The sequence below is a fragment of the Pseudomonadota bacterium genome, from assembly GCA_022572885.1.
GTDB lineage: Bacteria > Pseudomonadota > Gammaproteobacteria > Steroidobacterales > MnTg04 > MnTg04.
Genome location: JACZVC010000003.1, coordinates 20,307 through 39,154 on the forward strand (window position 1 = coordinate 20,307; position 18,848 = coordinate 39,154).

General features: G+C 58.3%; 19 protein-coding genes. 12 read left to right on the forward strand and 7 right to left on the reverse strand.

The features are described 5' to 3' along the window. Window positions 1-119 precede the first annotated feature (119 nt). Window positions 120-1,307 carry a uroporphyrinogen-III C-methyltransferase gene (locus IIA05_01680; protein MCH9025807.1) on the forward strand — a complete coding sequence of 396 codons (1,188 nt, stop codon included), beginning with the start codon at window positions 120-122 and terminating at the stop codon, window positions 1,305-1,307. Further along, on the forward strand, window positions 1,304-2,500 hold the full coding sequence (locus IIA05_01685) for a hypothetical protein (GenBank protein MCH9025808.1): 1,197 nt from the start codon (window positions 1,304-1,306) through the stop codon (window positions 2,498-2,500). The genes IIA05_01680 and IIA05_01685 overlap by 4 nt, the downstream gene beginning before the upstream one ends. 12 nt (window positions 2,501-2,512) lie before the next feature. Here the strand turns inward: IIA05_01685 and IIA05_01690 are convergent, their stop codons facing one another. The 3 genes from IIA05_01690 to ubiD all read right to left on the reverse strand — a co-directional run bounded on the left by IIA05_01690 (window position 2,513) and on the right by ubiD (window position 5,781). Next, window positions 2,513-3,526 carry a CDP-6-deoxy-delta-3,4-glucoseen reductase gene (locus tag IIA05_01690; GenBank protein MCH9025809.1) on the reverse strand — a complete coding sequence of 338 codons (1,014 nt, stop codon included), beginning with the start codon at window positions 3,524-3,526 and terminating at the stop codon, window positions 2,513-2,515. Window positions 3,527-3,560: 34 nt separating this feature from the next. Beyond that, window positions 3,561-4,199: a ParA family protein gene (locus IIA05_01695; GenBank protein MCH9025810.1), complete on the reverse strand. Its 639-nt coding sequence runs from the start codon at window positions 4,197-4,199 to the stop codon at window positions 3,561-3,563. 106 nt (window positions 4,200-4,305) lie between these two features. Then, window positions 4,306-5,781, reverse strand: a complete 1,476-nt coding sequence (gene ubiD / locus IIA05_01700) for a 4-hydroxy-3-polyprenylbenzoate decarboxylase (protein ID MCH9025811.1) — start codon at window positions 5,779-5,781, stop codon at window positions 4,306-4,308. 125 nt (window positions 5,782-5,906) lie between these two features. Between ubiD and dapF the strand changes: the two genes are divergently transcribed. Genes dapF through ubiB form a run of 9 tightly spaced genes read left to right on the forward strand, consistent with a single transcriptional unit; the run spans window position 5,907 to window position 13,761 of the window. After that, entirely contained in the window at window positions 5,907-6,737 is an 831-nt protein-coding gene (gene dapF / locus IIA05_01705) for a diaminopimelate epimerase (protein ID MCH9025812.1), read from the forward strand. After that, on the forward strand, window positions 6,734-7,450 hold the full coding sequence (locus tag IIA05_01710; protein ID MCH9025813.1) for a DUF484 family protein: 717 nt from the start codon (window positions 6,734-6,736) through the stop codon (window positions 7,448-7,450). The genes dapF and IIA05_01710 overlap by 4 nt, the downstream gene beginning before the upstream one ends. Before the next feature lie 3 nt (window positions 7,451-7,453). Next, window positions 7,454-8,356, forward strand: coding sequence for a tyrosine recombinase XerC (gene xerC, locus IIA05_01715; protein MCH9025814.1), 903 nt, complete (start codon window positions 7,454-7,456; stop codon window positions 8,354-8,356). Window positions 8,357-8,414: 58 nt separating this feature from the next. Further along, window positions 8,415-8,954 carry an ATP-dependent protease subunit HslV gene (gene hslV / locus IIA05_01720; GenBank protein ID MCH9025815.1) on the forward strand — a complete coding sequence of 180 codons (540 nt, stop codon included), beginning with the start codon at window positions 8,415-8,417 and terminating at the stop codon, window positions 8,952-8,954. Window positions 8,955-8,978: 24 nt separating this feature from the next. Then, window positions 8,979-10,322: an ATP-dependent protease ATPase subunit HslU gene (hslU, locus tag IIA05_01725; protein MCH9025816.1), complete on the forward strand. Its 1,344-nt coding sequence runs from the start codon at window positions 8,979-8,981 to the stop codon at window positions 10,320-10,322. A 29-nt stretch (window positions 10,323-10,351) separates the two neighbouring features. Continuing rightward, entirely contained in the window at window positions 10,352-10,714 is a 363-nt protein-coding gene (locus IIA05_01730) for a DUF971 domain-containing protein (GenBank protein ID MCH9025817.1), read from the forward strand. 2 nt (window positions 10,715-10,716) lie between these two features. After that, window positions 10,717-11,496 carry a bifunctional demethylmenaquinone methyltransferase/2-methoxy-6-polyprenyl-1,4-benzoquinol methylase UbiE gene (gene ubiE, locus IIA05_01735; GenBank protein MCH9025818.1) on the forward strand — a complete coding sequence of 260 codons (780 nt, stop codon included), beginning with the start codon at window positions 10,717-10,719 and terminating at the stop codon, window positions 11,494-11,496. Between the two features lie 8 nt (window positions 11,497-11,504). Further along, window positions 11,505-12,140 carry an SCP2 sterol-binding domain-containing protein gene (locus tag IIA05_01740; protein ID MCH9025819.1) on the forward strand — a complete coding sequence of 212 codons (636 nt, stop codon included), beginning with the start codon at window positions 11,505-11,507 and terminating at the stop codon, window positions 12,138-12,140. Continuing rightward, window positions 12,133-13,761 (forward strand): ubiquinone biosynthesis regulatory protein kinase UbiB, encoded by a 1,629-nt coding sequence (gene ubiB / locus IIA05_01745; protein MCH9025820.1) that lies wholly within the window; start codon window positions 12,133-12,135, stop codon window positions 13,759-13,761. Before IIA05_01740 ends, ubiB begins: the two co-directional genes overlap by 8 nt. Window positions 13,762-13,836: 75 nt before the next feature. Here the strand turns inward: ubiB and IIA05_01750 are convergent, their stop codons facing one another. The 4 genes from IIA05_01750 to IIA05_01765 all read right to left on the reverse strand — a co-directional run bounded on the left by IIA05_01750 (window position 13,837) and on the right by IIA05_01765 (window position 18,049). Next, window positions 13,837-14,142, reverse strand: coding sequence for a DUF2007 domain-containing protein (locus IIA05_01750; protein ID MCH9025821.1), 306 nt, complete (start codon window positions 14,140-14,142; stop codon window positions 13,837-13,839). Window positions 14,143-14,333: 191 nt separating this feature from the next. Next, window positions 14,334-14,696 (reverse strand): DUF4870 domain-containing protein, encoded by a 363-nt coding sequence (locus tag IIA05_01755; protein MCH9025822.1) that lies wholly within the window; start codon window positions 14,694-14,696, stop codon window positions 14,334-14,336. 21 nt (window positions 14,697-14,717) lie between these two features. After that, window positions 14,718-16,757, reverse strand: coding sequence for an SLC13 family permease (locus IIA05_01760; protein MCH9025823.1), 2,040 nt, complete (start codon window positions 16,755-16,757; stop codon window positions 14,718-14,720). Next, complete coding sequence (locus IIA05_01765) at window positions 16,754-18,049, reverse strand: hypothetical protein (protein ID MCH9025824.1); 1,296 nt, start codon at window positions 18,047-18,049, stop codon at window positions 16,754-16,756. Before IIA05_01765 ends, IIA05_01760 begins: the two co-directional genes overlap by 4 nt. Before the next feature lie 107 nt (window positions 18,050-18,156). On the opposite strand from IIA05_01765, the gene IIA05_01770 reads away from it, so the two are divergent. Next, on the forward strand, window positions 18,157-18,834 hold the full coding sequence (locus IIA05_01770; GenBank protein MCH9025825.1) for a glutathione S-transferase N-terminal domain-containing protein: 678 nt from the start codon (window positions 18,157-18,159) through the stop codon (window positions 18,832-18,834). Window positions 18,835-18,848: the final 14 nt, after the last annotated feature.

Sequence of the window (18,848 nt, forward strand, 5' to 3'; positions counted from 1 at the left end):
GGCAATGTGGTCAAGGCCGGTCAAATCGGTCGCCAGAATCAACCCGCAAAAAACCACTCCACAGGTCATTATGGCTAGGCGCCGCCAAGGATATCTAACCCGCATATTTCACCGGGGCGGTGGCCGCCTGGTCAAAAAAGCAATACAGTCATTACAAGAACATGACCGGTGCCGCGATGAGCAAACCCTCCACGACCCAATCGAAACCCGTCACGAAAAAAAGCCTGGCGACCGGAAACGGAGCCTCGCAGGAACAATCCCGGTCTGGCGGGCGACCGGTTTTGTGGACAATCATTGTGCTTGTGGCGCTGGTCACGGGCGGCGCAGGCGGGTCGTATTATTTATACAGGCTCCTGGATGTCAGCAAGAGCCAGGCCGAACAATCCGGTGCGGCGATCACGGCCACCCAATCCGATCTGGGTAATCTGCAGAAGTCGTTTGGCGAGCTTCGGCGAATTTTGCCGGATATGGTCAAGGAGCAACAGGCCGCCGACAAGGAAATGCAAGAACAACTCGATGTCCTGAACGATGGGATGCGACAGCTGCATACGCTGCTGTTGGCCCAGCAAAAAAAGCTGGCGGCGATGGGTAGCAGCGAAATTTCGACGCAACGCGCCTGGCTGCGGGCGGAGGTTGTTTTCCTGCTTCGCATTGCCAACCAGCGGCTCAGCCTGCTCGCTGACCGCGACGGCGCGATAAAGGCTTTGCAAATCGCGGACCGGCGGCTGGCCGATTTTGGCACCCCGGCGTTCACGCCGGTGCGTGCGGAAATCGCCGATGAAATCCGGTCGCTACAGGCGGTGACGATAACCGACATCGGCGGCATGAGCCATCGACTGGCCGGCTTTGCTGGTTCCGTACAGTCGCTGCCGCTAGCGGATTCCGTCGGCCCGCAGTCGCCCGGCATCGAGAAAACCGGCACCAGCGACGGCTGGAGCATCGACCGCGCAATCGACAAAATGAAACAAGCATTTGGCGGCATGGTCAGGATCAGCCGTAGCGATGAGGAAATCACACCGGTACTGGCGCCGAAAGAGCGCTTCTTTCTTCGCCGGAACCTGGAATTGCAGTTCGAAATGGCTCGCCTGTCTGCGATCCAACGGGACCAGGAAAATTTCGAGCAAAGCCTGGACCAGGCAACTGCATGGATACGCCGGTATTTTGACGCCGATAATCCCGATGTCGCCGAAATCCTCACGGCAATCACTTCGCTGAGAATGACTGATCTATCCCCGCAATTGCCCGAGATCTCGGGCTCGCTGATACTGATGCTGGGCGCCACCGAAGGGCCCGGGGAGACCTTGTGAAAACCAGCATCCTTCTGCTTCTGGCCCTCGCCGCAGGAGCGCTGATTGCCCAGTTCCTGTTGCAGGATGCCGGCTACGTGCTAATTAGTTTTCAAGGCTACCGGATCGAATTCTCGGTGCCGATGATGATTTTATTGCTGGTGATTGGGTATTTGCTGATACGCCTGATCTTCCGCGTCATCCAGGCACCGAAAAAACTGGGCGAGGCGGCAGGCCGTGTCAGGCAGCGTCGCGCGAGCAAACATTTCACGCGCGGCCTGATCGCGATGGCCGAGGGTAATTGGGCGCGGGGCGAACGCATGCTGACCCGCGGCATTCGCAACAGTGAAACACCCATGCTCAACTACCTGGCTGCGGCGCGCGCCGCGCAAAACCAGGGACAGCACCGGCGGCGCGACCGCTGGCTGGAGATGGCAAGAGAGCATTTACCGGATTCCGCCGGCGCGGTATTGCTGGCACAGGCGGGATTCCAGACCGATGAGAAACAGTATGCCGAAGCGCTGAAAACCCTGGCGAAATTACCCGGCGACCACGGCGGGCCAGGCCAGGCGCTGGAATTGAAGACCCTGGTTTACCGGCAGACCGGCGACTGGGGCAGCCTCAAAGAACTCCTGCCGGCGCTGCGCCGGCGGGGCAAGAAAAATGAGGCGCTTGCCGGGCTGGAACAGCTCGCCTTTAGCGGCCTGATGCAACAGGCGGCGAGCAAAAAAGACACCGCCATGCTCGACAGTCTTTGGCAGGAAATGCCTGGCCGGCTCAGGTCGGATATTTCGATCCTGCGCGCCTACTTCGGCGGCCTGATCGCCGGTGGCCGTCACGGTCTGGAGGCGCGGCTGCGCAAAGCCATCAAGACTGGATGGGATGCCCGGCTGATCGAACTGTACGGACAACTGGAAACGCCGGCGGCAAGCCGAATAAAAAGAGTCGAAGGCTGGCTGCTGGAACGCAGTGAGGACCCTGAGCTGCTGAAAACCGCTGGCTTCCTTTGTATGCAGGAAAAACTCTGGGGAAAAGCCCGCAGTTATCTGGAAAGCAGTGTCGGCATCCGTCCTGACCCGGCAACCTACCAGCTTTACGGCCAGCTGCTCGAACGGCTCGGCGAGTCGGTTGGGGCGGCAGAGGCCTTTCGTCACGGCCTCGGGCTGGTCAGTCCTGCCAGTCTGCCGGCGCTGGAAAAACTTCCTGCGTCTTAGCCCGTAGGTACGCTAGTCGAGCGCATATTCGAACGAATCAAAATGTAACTGATCCTCCGGCAGACCATGCACGGCGAAATCCACGCGCGCGGCGTCGATCAACTGCGGAGGGCCGCTCAGGTAAACCTGGCGACCCGATAAATCAGGGTATGCTTCCAGCACAGCCTCGTGTACCCAGCCTTTGGCGCCGGCCCAGTTATCCTGGTCAGCAGCCACCGACAACACCGGTGTATAACGCAGGGTCGGCCAATCCCGCACCCACTCGCGAATCAGACCGTCTTCATACAAGTCGATTTCCTGGCGCGCCCCCCAGAACAGATGCATGGGCCGCTTCAGGCCTAGCCGGAACACATGCCGCAACATGCTCTTGATCGGCGCGAAACCCGTACCGCCAGCAACGAAAATGATCGGGCGTGCAACCTTCTCATCCAGAAAAAACCCACCCAGCGGGCCTTCCAGGCGCAGCAGGGCCTTTTCCTGGCACTCACCGAAAACCCAGCCGCTGAAACGCCCATCCGGCACCTGGCGCACATGGATTTCCAGAGGATCGGCATCATGCGGTGGCGAGGCGATCGAAAAACTCCTCCGTTTCCCGTCCCGCAGCAGGAAATCAACATATTGGCCGGCGCGAAAAAGAAAAGGCTCGACCGATGGCAGTTTCAAAAACAAGGCCATGACATCGGGCGCCAACTGCTTCATGCGCTGAACCCTGCACGGCACGCGATGGGTAGTGATCCCTGGGCCCGGATCGAGTTCGCGGACCTCGATTTCCAGGTCGACGCTGGTTTTGGCCTGGCAAAGCAACACCCGACCGGCCGGTCCGTCCGCGGGCAACAAGCCGATCGGCGGCCCATGCAAGTAGCTGCACTCTCCGTTGATGATTCTCGCCAGGCAGGAGCGGCAACTCCCGCCACGACAGGAATGCGGCAACTGAATGCCCTGCCTCAGCGCGGCGATCAGGATGCTTTCGCCCTGCTCCACACTGAACTTCCGGCCGGACGGCCTGAGTACGACGTTGCTGGTCATCCCGACATTCGCCTGTTAATGCCGGCAGCTCCAATCAGGGTTGGCTGCGCTTGCTATCAAGCCAGGAGGTGATCGACGCCCATTGAGCCCAGTCGGGCCAGGCAAGGTATTCCGGCAGTTCAAATATCCCCATGCCGCGGGCATAGGCGCGCACATAGTTCTGCGCTTCTCGTAACTTACCGATATAGGGCAAACGCAGCTTGCGCAAATAGATCTCGAGTTCGTCGAATATCAGCGTATTTTCATTGACCCGGTTGGCAATCACGCCAATCCGGACCTGTTTGCGATCGACCTTGGTGACCTGCCGGAGTTCATTGACGAATCGGCGGGTCGCCTTGATATCGATGGATGACGGCAGCACCGGCACAACGATGGTTTCGACGTTTTTGATCAAGAGTGTCAGCTCGCGGCCGTGAGACTTTGGCGGCGCATCCATAACCACGACATCAGCGTTCCTCGGCACGTGCCGCAACCCGCCGTCGAAAGCCGGTATGCCGACAATCGGATCGAGATAATCAGGACGCCCATCCAGCCAGTCGAGGCTGGATTGCTGCGGATCGTAGTCAGCCAACGCAACAATCTGACCCTGATTGGCGTAATAGGTCGCGATGTTGGTTGCCACGGTGCTCTTGCCGCAACCGCCTTTCGTGTTCATCACCATGATGTGTCTCATGAATGTCCCCTTTGTTTTTGTTTGGCAGGCTGTCGGACCTAGCCTGCTTGTGCGGTCTTATGTCAAGTTTGCCTCAGCAGGCCATGCGCTGGCAAACCGTTTACGATCACGCCTTTGACTCGATACCGAGCCGATCCCAGATCTCATCGACCCGCTGCTTGACGTCCGCGCTCATGCTGATCGGCCTCCCCCAGGTCCGCTGGGTTTCCTGCGGCCATTTATCGGTCGCATCGATCCCCATCTTGGAGCCCAGCCCGGCAACCGGCGAGGCAAAATCCAGGTAGTCGATTGGCGTGTTCTCGATGATCAGCGTGTCCCTGGCCGGATCCACCCGGGTCGTAATCGCCCAGATCACATCTTCCCAGTTGCGCACATCCACATCATGGTCGGTGACGACGATAATCTTGGTGTACATGAACTGCTTGAGACAGGACCAGATGCCCATCATGACGCGTTTTGCGTGGCCGGCGTATTGCTTGCGGATACTGACCACGGCCATGCGGTACGAACAGCCCTCGGGCGGCAGATAGAAATCCTGAATTTCCGGAAACTGTTTTTGTATCAGCGGTACAAACACCTCGTTGAGGGCGACACCGAGTATTGCCGGCTCATCCGGCGGCCGGCCGGTGTAAGTGCTGTGATAAATGGGGTTCTCGCGCATCGTCATGCGTTCGACCGTGAAAACCGGAAACTCCTCGACCTCGTTGTAATAACCGGTGTGATCGCCGAACGGCCCTTCCTGCGCGAAGTCGTCCGGGTAGATATAGCCTTCCAATACGATCTCGGCGCTGGCCGGAACATCGAGATCGGCGTGCAGGCAGCTTGCAACCTTGCTGCGTTTTCCCCTGAGCAAACCGGCAAATGCGTATTCGGACAGGCTGTCCGGAATCGGGGTCACCGCAGCCAGCATGGTTGCGGGGTCCGCGCCGAGCGCAACCGCAACCGGGAAAGGCTGATCCGGGTATTTTTGCTGCCAGTCCCGCAAATCCAGCGCGCCGCCGCGATGCGCCAACCAGCGCATGATCAGGCGGTTGCGACCGATCAGCTGTTGCCGGTATATACCCAGGTTTTGCCGCTGTTTTTCGGGTCCGCGGGTTATCGTCAGCCCCCAGGTCACCAGCGGACCCGCATCCTCCGGCCAGCAGGTCTGGATCGGGAGGCTATTCAGGTCCACCGCGTCAGCTTCGATAATCTTCTGCTGACAAGCCGGCCGGCGTTCACGGCTGGGCGTCATCTGCAAAACCTTGGCATAAATCGGCAGTTTCCCCCACGCGTCCTTGATGCCCTCCGGCGGCGCCGGTTCCTTCAGATCACCGAGCAGCTTGCCAACATCGCGCAATGAAGCCACATCGTCCTGACCCATGCCGAGCGCAACCCGTCTGGTCGTACCGAACAAATTACCCAGCACCGGTATGCTATGGCCCATCGGGTTTTCGAATAACAACGCCGGCCCGCCCCGGCGCAAGGTCCGGTCGCAGATTTCGGTCATTTCCAGGTTCGGGTCTACCGGCTCGCTGATGCGGACCAGCTCGCCCATGGCTTCCAGTTTGCTGATGAATTCCCTGAGATCCCGATATTGCATATGCTTCGCCAAGCCTGCCCGGCCCCTGCCATGGAATAAAGAGGCACCACTATAAACACGCGGCAGCGCTTTTCAAACGCCGCCTTTCGCTTTGCACACCGGCCCCGAGCCGGTACTCTTGGCCCATGCGATTCAAATTCGTGAAAATGCACGGTCTTGGCAACGACTTTGTGATTATCGAGGCCGACGCCGGACAACCCATACCAGACTCAGAAACGCTCAGCAAGCTTGCCAACCGCCGCACCGGCATCGGCTTCGACCAGGTCCTGATCCTCGAACCGCCACGCCAGGAAGGCAGCGATATTTATTACCGTGTCTTTAATGCCGATGGCGACGAAGTCGAGCAATGCGGCAATGGCGCGCGTTGTATCGCCAGCTTGCTTGCCGGCCGCGGGAAATCAGGCTCCGGGGAACTGGTCATGGACAGCCCGGGCGGAGTGGTCCGGGCAAAGATCCGGAAAAACGGCGTCGTCTCGCTGAACATGGGGGTGCCGGACTTTGCCCCGGCAAGCCTGCCCTTCAATACCAGCGGCGAGGCCTATGTGTATCCGCTTGCAGTGGCGGGCAGCGAAGTGGAAATCGGCGCTGTTTCCATCGGCAATCCCCACGCGGTCATTACAGTCGCATCGGTGGATACTGCCCCGGTAGACCGGCTCGGACCGGCGCTGGAAACTCACCCTGATTTTCCACGGCGGACCAATGTCGGTTTCATGGAGATAAAAAACCCCGGTCACATACGCCTGCGCGTATACGAGCGCGGCACTGGAGAAACCCGGGCCTGCGGCACCGGGGCGTGTGCGGCGGTTGCAGTCGGCAGAAGACATGGAAAACTGGAGGAATCCGTCCAGGTAGCGCTCCCTGGCGGTAATTTGCAGGTAGACTGGGGAGGCCCCGGCGAGCCGATCTGGCTGACCGGGCCAACGGAAAAAGTTTATGAGGGAACATTTGAGCTATGAGCAGTCAACGCACGCAGCGACGCAAGGACAAAGCGAGCAGCACCATTTCAGATGAGGCGGTGGCACACTATCTGGAAAACCACCCGGAGTTTTTTGAAAGGCATGCATTGCTGCTCGGCAAGCTGTATTTACCGCATCAGGCAGGAAGCAGCGCTGTCTCACTGATCGAAAGACAGGTAGGGATACTCCGCCAGCGCAATCGAAAACTGGAAAATCAACTGCGCGAACTAAAGTCGATCGCGTGCAGCAACGAGGAAATTTCGGAAAAAATTCATCAGTTGTGCCGACGCCTGATCCACGCAGCCGATTTCGGCCACACTGTGGACTTGATCGAAGCATCGTTGCGCCAGGATTTCAATACCGACCAGATCGTCATGGTTTTGTTCCGCGACCAACTGGCCGGCAAGGATGACCACCCCGAGCTGAGATTTCTGCGCTGGTCCTCGTCGGATGCCAGCGAAATGAACCCCTTTGCGACTTTCCTGAAAAATGCGGAGCCACGCTGCGGCCAGATAAGAGATGCGCAGCGCGACTACCTGTTTGGCGACGAAACCAACGAGATTGCTTCGGTCGCGATGCTGCCCCTCGGGCCAGGGTCCGAAATCGGCTTACTGGCGATCAGCAGTACCGACGCGCAAAGGTTTCACCCGGCAATGAGCACGGATTTTCTTTCGCGTATCGGAGAATTGGTAAGCGCGGCGCTTACCCGCTAGACCATGAATGAAACAGCCCGTTTGTGGCTGGAAAAGTATCTGCACCATCTGGCCATGGAACGCCGGCTCTCGCCACACACAACCAGCAGCTACCGCAGTGACCTCCACTCGCTGCAATCCTTTTGTGAACATCAGGATATCGGTGACTGGTGCGATCTGGATATACACCGCGTCCGGCAGTACGCGGCGAGTTGCCATCGCAAGGGCCTGGCGCCGCGCAGCATTCAACGCCGCCTGTCTGCAGTACGCGGTTTATTCAATTATCTGATCCGCGAAGGCCGGACCACCACCAACCCGGCCGTCGATGTTTCGGCGCCAAAAGCATCGCGACGATTGCCGGAAACGCTGGATGCCGACAGCATGGCCAGATTGCTGGAAATTCCCACCACGACCAGCGAAGCGATACGGGACAAGGCTATCCTGGAATTGCTTTACTCGTCAGGCCTTCGGCTGCAGGAACTGACCGGCCTGGACCTGGACCAACTGGATCTGAAAGACCGTACGGTTCGGGTGCTTGGCAAAGGTTCGAAAACCCGCATCCTGCCGGTGGGCCGCTACGCCGTGGAAGCCCTCGCCGCCTGGCTGAAGTGTCGCGGCGAACTGGCCGCGCGGGACGAAACCGCGGTATTTGTGGGTCGCCGCGGAAAGCGTATCAGCCCGCGCGTGGTACAGACCCGGGTCAAGCACTGGGCCAGGCATCAGGGCATCCCGGCGCGAGTATACCCCCACCTTTTCCGGCACAGCTTCGCCACGCATATACTCGAATCTAGCGGCGACCTGCGCGCGGTGCAGGAACTGCTTGGCCACGCCGACATCAGCACGACCCAGATCTATACACACCTTGATTTTCAGCATCTGGCCCGCATATACGACAAGGCCCACCCCAGGGCACGAAGAAAAAGCTAGCCATCCGGCGGGACCGCCGGTGGCCGTTTGCATGACGGGAAAACAAAGGGCAACCAGCATGGAACAGTTCCATGGAACCACTATACTCAGTGTTCGCCGTAATGGCCGCATTGTCATGGGCGGAGATGGCCAGGTCTCGATAGGGAACACCGTCATGAAGGGCAATGCCTGTAAGGTGCGGCGCCTTTGCGACGACAAGATACTGGCCGGGTTCGCCGGCGGTACCGCGGACGCTTTCACGCTGTTTGAACGATTCGAAGGAAAATTGCAGCAGTACGGAAACCTGACCCGGGCGGCGATTGAACTGGCCAAGGACTGGCGCACCGATCGCATGCTGCGCCGGTTGGAGGCGCTGCTTTGCGTCGCCGATCACGGACAGTCATTTATTATTTCCGGCAACGGTGACGTCATCGAACCGGAGAATCAGTTGATGGCGATCGGCTCCGGTGGCGCGTACGCCCAGGCCGCCGCGCAGGCGCTACTGGATAACACGGAGATGGAAGCTGCGGATATCGTGCGCGCCGCATTGAATATTGCCGGCGACATCTGTGTTTACACCAATCACAATCTCGTCATCGACGAGCTTGCCGCCGACTAGGGCGGACCGGTTTCAGCAATAGACATGTCACAGATGACCCCTCGGGAAATAGTCCAGGAACTGGACAAACATATAATCGGTCAGGACGACGCGAAACGTGCTGTCGCGATAGCGTTGCGAAACCGCTGGCGGCGCATGCAGGTCGAAGAGGCGATGCGCCACGAAATTACGCCAAAAAATATCCTGATGATCGGTCCGACCGGGGTCGGCAAGACCGAGATAGCTCGCCGCCTGGCGAACCTGGCCAACGCGCCGTTTATCAAGGTTGAAGCAACCAAATTTACCGAGGTCGGTTATGTCGGCCGTGAAGTGGATTCCATCATCCGTGACCTGACCGATGCCGCCGTCAAGCTGACCCGCGACGAGGAGATGGCCAAAGTACGACACCGCGCCGAGGATGCGGCCGAGGACCGGATTCTCGATGCGTTGTTACCCGGCATGGAACCCGGCGAAGGACTTGCCAATGAGCCGGGCAACGAGCGGGAGAAACGGTCCGACACCCGGCAGAAATTTCGTAAAATGCTGCGCGAGGGGAAAATAGACGACCGCGAAATAGAAATTGAAGCGCGCGCGATGCCGGTCGGCGTGGAAATCATGGCGCCGCCAGGGATGGAAGAAATGACCCAGCAGTTGCAGGGCCTGTTTCAGAACATGGGCGGCAACCGCAAGACCACGCGGAAATTGAAAATCAAGGAAGCGTTCAAGTTACTCGTCGACGAAGAAGCGTCCAAAATGATTAACGACGAGGACCTGAAGCTGCGCGCGGTCGATAACGTAGAGCAGAACGGCATCGTATTTATCGACGAACTCGACAAGGTCGCGCGGCGTTCGGAAACCACGGGCGCCGATGTGTCCCGTGAGGGCGTGCAACGCGATTTGTTGCCGCTGGTCGAAGGTTGCACAATCAGCACTCGTTATGGACCGGTACGGACGGATCACATTTTGTTCATCGCCTCGGGTGCGTTCCACGTGGCGAAACCGTCCGACCTGATCCCGGAACTCCAGGGACGTTTCCCAATCCGCGTGGAATTAAAAGCGCTAAAGACAAAGGACTTTGAGCGCATTCTCACTGAACCGGATTATTCGCTGACCGAACAGTACAGCGCACTGATGGAAACCGAAGGGCTGACCCTGACTTTTACCGACGACGCCATTTGCCGGCTCGCGGAAATCGCCTTTAAGGTTAACGAAAAAGCGGAAAATATCGGCGCCCGCCGCCTGCATACTGTGCTGGAGCGGCTGCTCGAGACTATTTCCTTCGATGCGGCGGATCGCGATGGTCAGTCGGTCAGTGTGGACTCGGCTTATGTCGACGCACACCTCGCCGAGCTGGCGGAAGACGAAGACCTCAGCCGTTATATTCTATAGGCCTTGTACGGGTTTCCAGGCGACTACCGTTGAACCAGCAATTACAGCCCACCGATCTCCGCCTGCTAAAAAAATCCAGGGTCCTGGAAGTCAGCTTTAACAATGGCGAGACTTTTGCTCTGCCCTTCGAGTACTTGCGCTGCTTTTCACCGTCGGCCGAGGTACGCGGGCACGGCGGCCCCATGCAACTGGTCACCGGCAAGGAAAATGTCGATATCACGGCGATCGAGCCGATCGGTCAATACGCCGTCCGGCTGGTCTTCGACGACGGCCACGACACCGGGCTGTACACCTGGGATGTCCTATATGAACTGGGCATCATGCAAACCGAAAACTGGCGCGATTATCTGGACCGTCTTAACGCCGAAGGTTACTCTCGCAGGTCCGACTGAAGATCAGAGACCAGGCAGTGCGAAAGACCTCCGGCGACAATCCAGACAAGACTCATTTCGGCTTCGAAGACGTGGCCTGGGAAGAAAAGGCCGGCCGGGTCCGTGAAGTCTTTGATTCGGTCGCCGGTCGTTACGATCTGATGAACGACCTGATGTCGGCGGGGATTCACCGCCTGTGGAAAAGATTTACGATCGAACAGACCGGGTTGCGGCCGGGTCAGCGCGCACTGGATGTCGCGGGCGGCACCGGCGACCTCAGTTCGGCATTGGCAAGGAAGGCGGGCGACGATGGGCTGGTCGTGCTAACCGATATCAATGCCACAATGCTCGCGCGCGGTCGCGACCGCCTGCTCGATGACGGCCTGGCAAGCAACCTGGTTTTCGCGCAGGCCAATGCCGAACGCCTGCCGTTCGCCGATGACAGTTTCGACTGTGTCACGATTGCTTTTGGCCTGCGCAACGTGACCGATAAGGACGCGGCCCTGCAATCGATGTTCAGGGTTCTTCGACCGGGCGGACAACTCCTGGTGCTTGAGTTTTCACAGCCGATCTTGCCCGGCCTGAAATCTCTCTACGAGCTGTATTCGTTCAATGTTCTCCCGGTTCTTGGCCGCCTGATCGCGAACGACGAAGACAGCTACCGCTATCTTGCGGAATCGATTCGACGTCATCCGGACCAGGACACCCTGTTGCAGATGATGCGCGACGCCGGCTTTGAGAAAACCATGTACCACAACCTCAGCGGGGGTATCGTTGCCCTGCACCGTGGCTACAAATTCTGAGCCAGAACATGACAACATCCACACTATTAAAACCATTGCAAGCATTGCTCAATCGCCGGCTAGCGGACTCTTCGCAAGCCCGCGCCCTTTGCCGGCAGCTCGATGGCAGGACGCTGGCAATGCAGCTCGCGCCTGAGGCGGCGCAAAGCGGTCTGGCAATTTTCCTCAGCGTCGCCGACGGACAGATTAGCGTGCATGCAGATTTTGACGGCGAACCGGACGTGATCGTGGCCAGCGGCCTGAGCGGACTACTGGATCTCGCCGCGGACCATACTGAGCAGGCGATTCGTGCCGGGCGGCTAACATTTCTTGGCGACGCCGATACTGCGCAGGCTTTTCAGAAACTGCTGCAACTGACCCGGCCGGACTGGGAAGAAGAACTGTCGCGTCTGACCGGTGACGCGGCAGCCCGCCAAATCGGCAACTTGTTTCGCTCGGGCCTGGGATTTGGCAAAAAAATCTTCGCCACGGCATCCCGGAACGCAGCCGAATTCCTACAGGAAGAAAGTCGCGACTTGCCCAGCCATCCCGAGGTTGCGAAATGGATGAGCGATATAGATAAGTTGCGCGAAGACAGCGACCGGCTGGAAGCGAAAATCCGCCTGATGGAACAGACCGGCGATGGCGGTGACGCCGATGCGTAACCTGGTCCGGCTGCTGCGCATAAACCGCGTACTGGTGAATCATGGCCTCGACGAGATCGTCCAGGCCGCCCATTTGTTTCGCCCGCTGCGGCTTATCGCGCGCCTCAGCCCGGCGTCATGGGGCGCGAAAAAACAGGGGCCGCGCGGAGAGCGTATCCGCCTCGCGTTGCAGGAGCTCGGGCCGATTTTCGTCAAATTCGGCCAGGCCCTGTCGACCCGGCGCGATCTGCTTCCCCTGGACATCGCCGATGAGCTCGCGATGTTGCAGGATCGCGTACCGCCTTTTCCATCCAGCGAAGCCAAGGCGATGGCGGAGAAAGCCTACGGCCAGAGCCTGGACGAGGTTTTTGACCGCTTTGACGACGATCCCCTGGCAGCGGCATCGATAGCACAGGTCCACAAGGCGACCTTGAAAACCGGTGAGGAAGTTATCGTCAAGATTTTGCGGCCCGGTGTCGAGGCCCAGATCCGGCAGGACCTGGATGTACTGCACGCCCTGGCCCGGCTCGCGCAACGGCACTGGCCGGAGGCAAGGAGGCTGCGACCGGTCGATGTGGTCGATGAATACGAAAAGACCGTCATCGACGAACTCGATATGATGCGCGAAGCAGCCAATGCCGCGCAATTGAAAAGAAATTTTGCAGACTCCGACAAGTTGTATGTGCCGGAGGTTTTCTGGAAGTATTGCCGCCCCGATATCCTGGTCATGGAGCGCATCAGCGGCGTACCCATCAGCGACATGGATACCCTGAACGCCGCTGGTACCGATATGCAAAAACTGGCCGAGAACGGCGTGGATATATTTTTCACCCAGGTGTTCAAACACAATTTTTTTCACGCCGATATGCACCCGGGCAATATTTTCGTCGATATCAGCGACCCTTCACAGCCCCGCTATATCGCGGTGGACTTCGGGATTGTCGGCACGCTGAGTTCCCGGGACCAGAATTATCTCGCCGAGAATTTTCTGGCGTTTTTTGAAAGGGATTATTACCGGGTCGCCAAGCTGCATGTCGATTCGGGCTGGGTGCCGCCTGAAACCCGGATTGACGAATTCGAATCGGCGATTCGCACGGTTTGCGAACCGATTTTCAACAAACCGCTCAAGGACATTTCCTTTGGCCAGGTGCTGCTGGGGCTTTTCCGGACCGCGCGCCGCTTCAACATGGAAATTCAACCGCAACTGGTGCTGCTGCAGAAGACCCTGCTCAATATCGAAGGCCTCGGCCGGCAGCTTTACCCGGATCTGGATTTGTGGAAAACAGCCCATCCCATTCTCAGGGGCTGGGTCGAGGAAAGAGTCAGCGGCAAATACATGCTGCAACGCCTGCGCGAGCAGCTCCCCGAACTGGGTGAAAGCCTGCAGAGCGTACCCGAACTGGTTCGCAATCTTATCGGGCAGCTTGCCGATGGTAGGTTCAATCTGCAGGTCACCGTGCCAGAGATCGAGAAACTGCGTGCGGAACAAATGGCAGGCCGCAAGCAACAATGGCGGGCAATCGCCGGCGCTTCTACATTGCTATCGGGAGTTCTGCTGGTGATCCCGGCCGGGGTTCCGCTGTGGCTTGCGGGAACGACCGTTGCGGCGGGTATAGTGCTGCTTCTCTCCGCCAGGTCCTGAGGAAAAATCCGGAACCACGCTAGGCTTGCCTGCTAGCTTCACCCAGAATCCGCTATCCTTGGTGAAATATGCGGGCTATGGACATGCCGATCCACAACTCCAGCAATTGCTAAACTGGTCTTCACAGACCTCGCCGCAGTTCGCGCATTGCCAGGTCTTGCCGCTGGGCTCGCGATTCATTTCCTGTACGAGGATCTGCTGGGCGCGGGATTCATCAAGATCGTTGACCACCCAAAGCTCCGGGTAGCACTCGATAAACGGAATCTCCCCGCGAACCGCGAACAACTCGTTGCGTTTCTGGCTGGCGATACTGTAGCCATCCAGTATGTTTTGCGCGTGCGCCAGCTCGACTGGCGAGTTCGCGGTGTAAACCTTTTTCATCGCTGTTTTTTACCACAATCGCGACTGTTAACGGCGCAAAGCCGCCAAAAACTCACCCGGACCGATCCGCTGATCAGTGCAGGGGCCGGCCACCACCAGCGAATCTGCCGGCTGACGGGAATATGCGCCGTTGGGTACTTCATGCAGGCATTTTGTTGATTAGTCAACAAATCTTAACGCACTTTATCCGTTCACTTGATCAGCCGCAAAGAGAACGGATACTCGTAGTGAACGCCACTATTGGCGTTAATGACGGCGATAATGATCATCACCAGGTTGACGGCTCCCAGTATCCAGAACATCAAAATACCGATTAGAATCAGCATCAGAAGCATGCAGGCCACGGCCGCGATAAACATGGTGATCTGGAAGTTCAGTGCTTCTTTACCCTGTTCATCGACAAAGCTGTATTGATCCTTTTTTAGCAGCCAGACAATCAGAGGGCCGAGAATAAAGCCGATGCCGGAAAAGAACCCTGTCAACGCGCTCAAATGGCAAAGCATGCCCCACATCCGCTCGTCTGAACTCATCGCGCTACTGCTCACCTCGTTCATTATTGCCTCTCTGGCAGATATTCAAAGTTGATAAAGAACCATCAGTACGAGCGAAAATCCGACCCACATGACAAATGTCAACGGCACGCCCAGCCGCAGGAAATCCGCAAAGCGGTAACCGCCCGCGCTCATTATCAGCAAGTTGGTCGTGTAGCCCATGGGTGTGGCGAAACTCATGTTGGCGCCGAAAATAACCGCCAGCAAAAAAGGTTCTACCGGCGCGCCCAGTTGAGTAGCGATACTGATGGAAATCGGTGCGCCGATTACCGCCGCCGCATTATTGGTGACCACATTCGTTACCAGCGCCATCGCCAGTATCAGCGCGCTGAGCACACCTGCTACCGGCAAGCCACGCGTTGAAAATACAAAAAGCTGCGCCAGGTAGTCGGCGGCTCCGGTCACTGTCAGCGCCAGACCTAATCCCAGGCTAGCGACGATGACCAGGATAATCTGGGCACTGAGCGACTGACCCACATCACTCCATCGCAGGCAACCGGTAACAATCATCAGCGCGACGCCCGCCACACTACTGACCGAGATCGACAACAATCCGGTCGCCGCCGCACCAACGATCCCGGCCATGATGAACAGCGCACGATTTGACCTGGCCTTGCGAGGCAAATCGGTCGTGCCATCCAGTACCAGCATCTCGCCGCTGTTGCGTAATTCGTTGACATTGTCGCTGCTGCCCTGGACCAGCAGTACATCACCAGAACTCAGCACGAAATCTGCCAATTCGCCGCTGGCATGATCCACATTCAACCCGGCCCGGTGTATAGCGAGAGGCAGAAGGCGGTAGCGCGTCGCGAACCGCATGTGGCGCAGCGACCGATGATGCAATGGCGACCCACGGGTTACCACGACCTCGGCCAGTTGCTGATCGCCGGCGCTGAGCGGGAACTGTTCGCTGACCGGATGCTGCAGATCAGTCACGTTATACAATCGCGCGCCGAGTACGTGTTCAAACTCTTTCAGCCGCTCAGGCGTATCCCTGACAAAAAGGCGATCGCCCGCGGTTATGGTTGCGGATGGCAATCGGGTAACCGACAGATTTTCGCCACGCTGAATTCTTTCGACTCGCATCCGGTTGTTGGTCATCGCCAGCACTTCGGACAAGGTTTTGCCAGCAGCGGCGCTGCCTGTATCCACATGCAGTAACGCATTGAATACCCGTGGCGTGATATCCGCTAGCGCGGAGCTTCGCTTCGGCAAAAGATACGGCCCGACCAGCCAGAGAAAAAGGATGCCCACCCCGCCGACGATGGCGACCGGCAGGGCAAAATCGAACATGCCGATCTGCGGGAGTCCCATATCCCTGGCAATACCAACAACAAGCAGATTGGTCGAAGTACCTATCGTCGTCGCCATGCCACCGATAGTCGCGGCAAACCCCATCGGCATCAGCATGCCGGTGGCGGACGACCCGCTGCGCAGCGCTATGCTGACCAGCACGGGTAACAACATAATGACTATCGGTGTGTTGTTCAGGAAACCACTGAGTACACCAACGACCAGCAACGTCATCAGCATGGAGAACTGCGGGTGCTTGGACCACCCCGATGACGCAAGTCGCACCAGGGGCTGCAAAGCCCCTGTCGTCTCCAGACCTTTGGCCGCCACCATCAGCGCGCAGATTGTGATCAAGGACTCGTTGCCAAATGCCGAAAAAAAATCGGCCGGCGTGACCATGCCATCGCTGCTTTGATAAGGAAAAACCCAGGCACCGAAAACCAACGCCGCCAGGACCATCAGGCTGGATGTTTCCAGCGGGATACGGTCCCGGGTAAACAGGAAAAGCGCCAGCAGAGTCAGCGCCAGGGCGGCGATACCATGTGCGTCAGGCAATTGCGGCAAATGATACTCCTTGGCTTTCTGCCAGCCGGCCCCGCGCAAAGCTGTGCGGCACTCCGGGCGGGAAAAAACACCCGGAACAGGTCCGGGCTCGTATGACCGTATATCACGCCCGGCGCAAACTTGCCAATGGGTACGCTGCCGAATTCCAGCCTGAAACACCGCCCGTATCTGGCAAATAGCGGCGATCGGAGGGGTTTGCCGTTTCATCGTTTTTTTGCCGCCCAAGCCATGCGAAACAAACGATCAAGGCGTTCTTTGCGCATACTGAGCCAAGCGGGTATTCGCCAGATCATCAAATCGGCGCTACTCAGCAATGGAAACAGGCAAGTCTCCGACGCTGTGCGTAAGGCAGGTTCATCAGGTATCAGGTCCCACGGTGATATCGCCAGGCTGAAGCTGGGGCGGGTTCCTGACAGATCCAGCCTCGATGAAAACTGGTGCCGGAGATCGGGACAATCGATTTCGGCAACCCAGCCAGGCGCCCTGCGCTGACCCGCTTTCTCCAAAAAATACCGCCTGGATGCCAGCCTCAGACTGCGCCGAAACACCTCGATAATTTCCCTCAGGCGGTCACAGGCAACCGCCGGGCAACGAGATAACCGCCGCGACAATGGCAGCAAGCCTCTTAGCCAAAGGACTGCCCGCCGCTCATGTTGCGCGTGCAGTGCGATGGATGCAGATGGCCAGCGGGTTGTTGCCAACCGCCTGTCCACCACTCGGACCAGGTCGTGACTCAGGCATCCTGGCCGCCATAGCTGGGGCAGGCTCAGCGCCGCAAGATCCAGTTCGAACACAATTTGCGCACCGTAGTCAGGCGCTTTTACCAGTAGCGGCGACGCTACGCTGGCGAAACACTGCGCATCCAGGTCCAGCGGACTCCGACCATCGTGATCGATAAACAGCTCAGGGCCGGCTTTCCCCTCGGCCTGCTCCAGCCAGGCCCACCAAATCTGGCGCGGTGACGGTACCCCGGCCGCGCCACCGGGTCCGCTTCGATGAGTTGCCAGTTCGTGGTCAAACTGCACCGCGCGAAGAAACTCGTCGCTTATGCGGATCACCAGCTTGCGTGGGTCCAGATCCAGCCGGTCCCGGGCGGCTAACGCAGGTGTGTCCGGGTGATCGCTCGATATGACGATCGACGCCGACTCCAGGCTCAGGCCACGCGCAGCCAAGGCCTGAGAAATCGAAAGGAGTGGCTCAACCAGGCCGTTGTGGGTGGATCCGCTACCCGTTGACGATGACGGCATCGAGGACAAATCCAGCGTTACTTTCTTGCCGGCGGCAAGCAAAGGGGCAATACGCCTCGTGGTTTTCTCAACCGGCTCCGGCTGCCCTGGCTGTAGCCGGACCGCAAAGCCGTCGGCAGCCTGCATGCCCGGCGGCAGCCTCAACACTTTTGCTCTCAGGGACGACCGGTTATGGCCGGTCAGATACTGGCCCGCGTCCGCTACCTGGTCTGTTTGCCGATCACTGTCGCTCGTTTCACTTGTGCCATCCATGGCTCACCGATCCCTGTGCTCGCTGCTAATGTGCCATAGTCTGCACTTCACACAGGTCGCAGATTCTGACGAATGCCGCCAGTTACGCCGGGGAGAGAGGGCGGGAAATGATAGAGCTTTTTACCGCGGGAACGCCAAACGGGCGGAAAATCTCGGTGATGCTCGAAGAGACCGGCCTGGCATATACGGTCAGGGAATTGCGCCTGGGCGAGCTGGAGCAAAAACAACCGGAATACCTGGCAATCAACCCGAATGGCCGTATTCCAACCATAGTCGATCATGACGAAAACGATTTCGTGGTTTTCGAATCCGGAGCCATCCTGATCTACCTGGCGGAGAAATCCGGAATGCTGATGCCACAGGGCAAAAAGGCGGAATCCGTCGTCATGCAGTGGCTGATGTTTCAGATGGGCGGCATCGGACCCATGATGGGACAGGCCAATGTCTTTTATCGATATGCAAGCGAAAAAATCGACTATGCGATTCGCCGGTACCAGGCAGAGTGCAGGCGGCTGTTCGAGGTTTTGGACCATCGGCTGTCGGCAGCGGAGTACCTGGCCGGCGACTACTCGATAGCCGACGTCGCCACCTACCCCTGGGTCTCCACAAATGACTGGTCAGGCGTCAGCATAGAAGGCCTCAATCATTTGCGGACCTGGCTCGAAAAAGTCGGCTCCCGCCCGGCGGTCATCCGCGGGATGGCCATACCAACGCCACCGAGACAACCCGAGGGTGAAAAGAAAGAGGAATTTATCCGCCAAGCACAAAAAATGCTGGTTAGTTAAATTGCCTGCCTGCC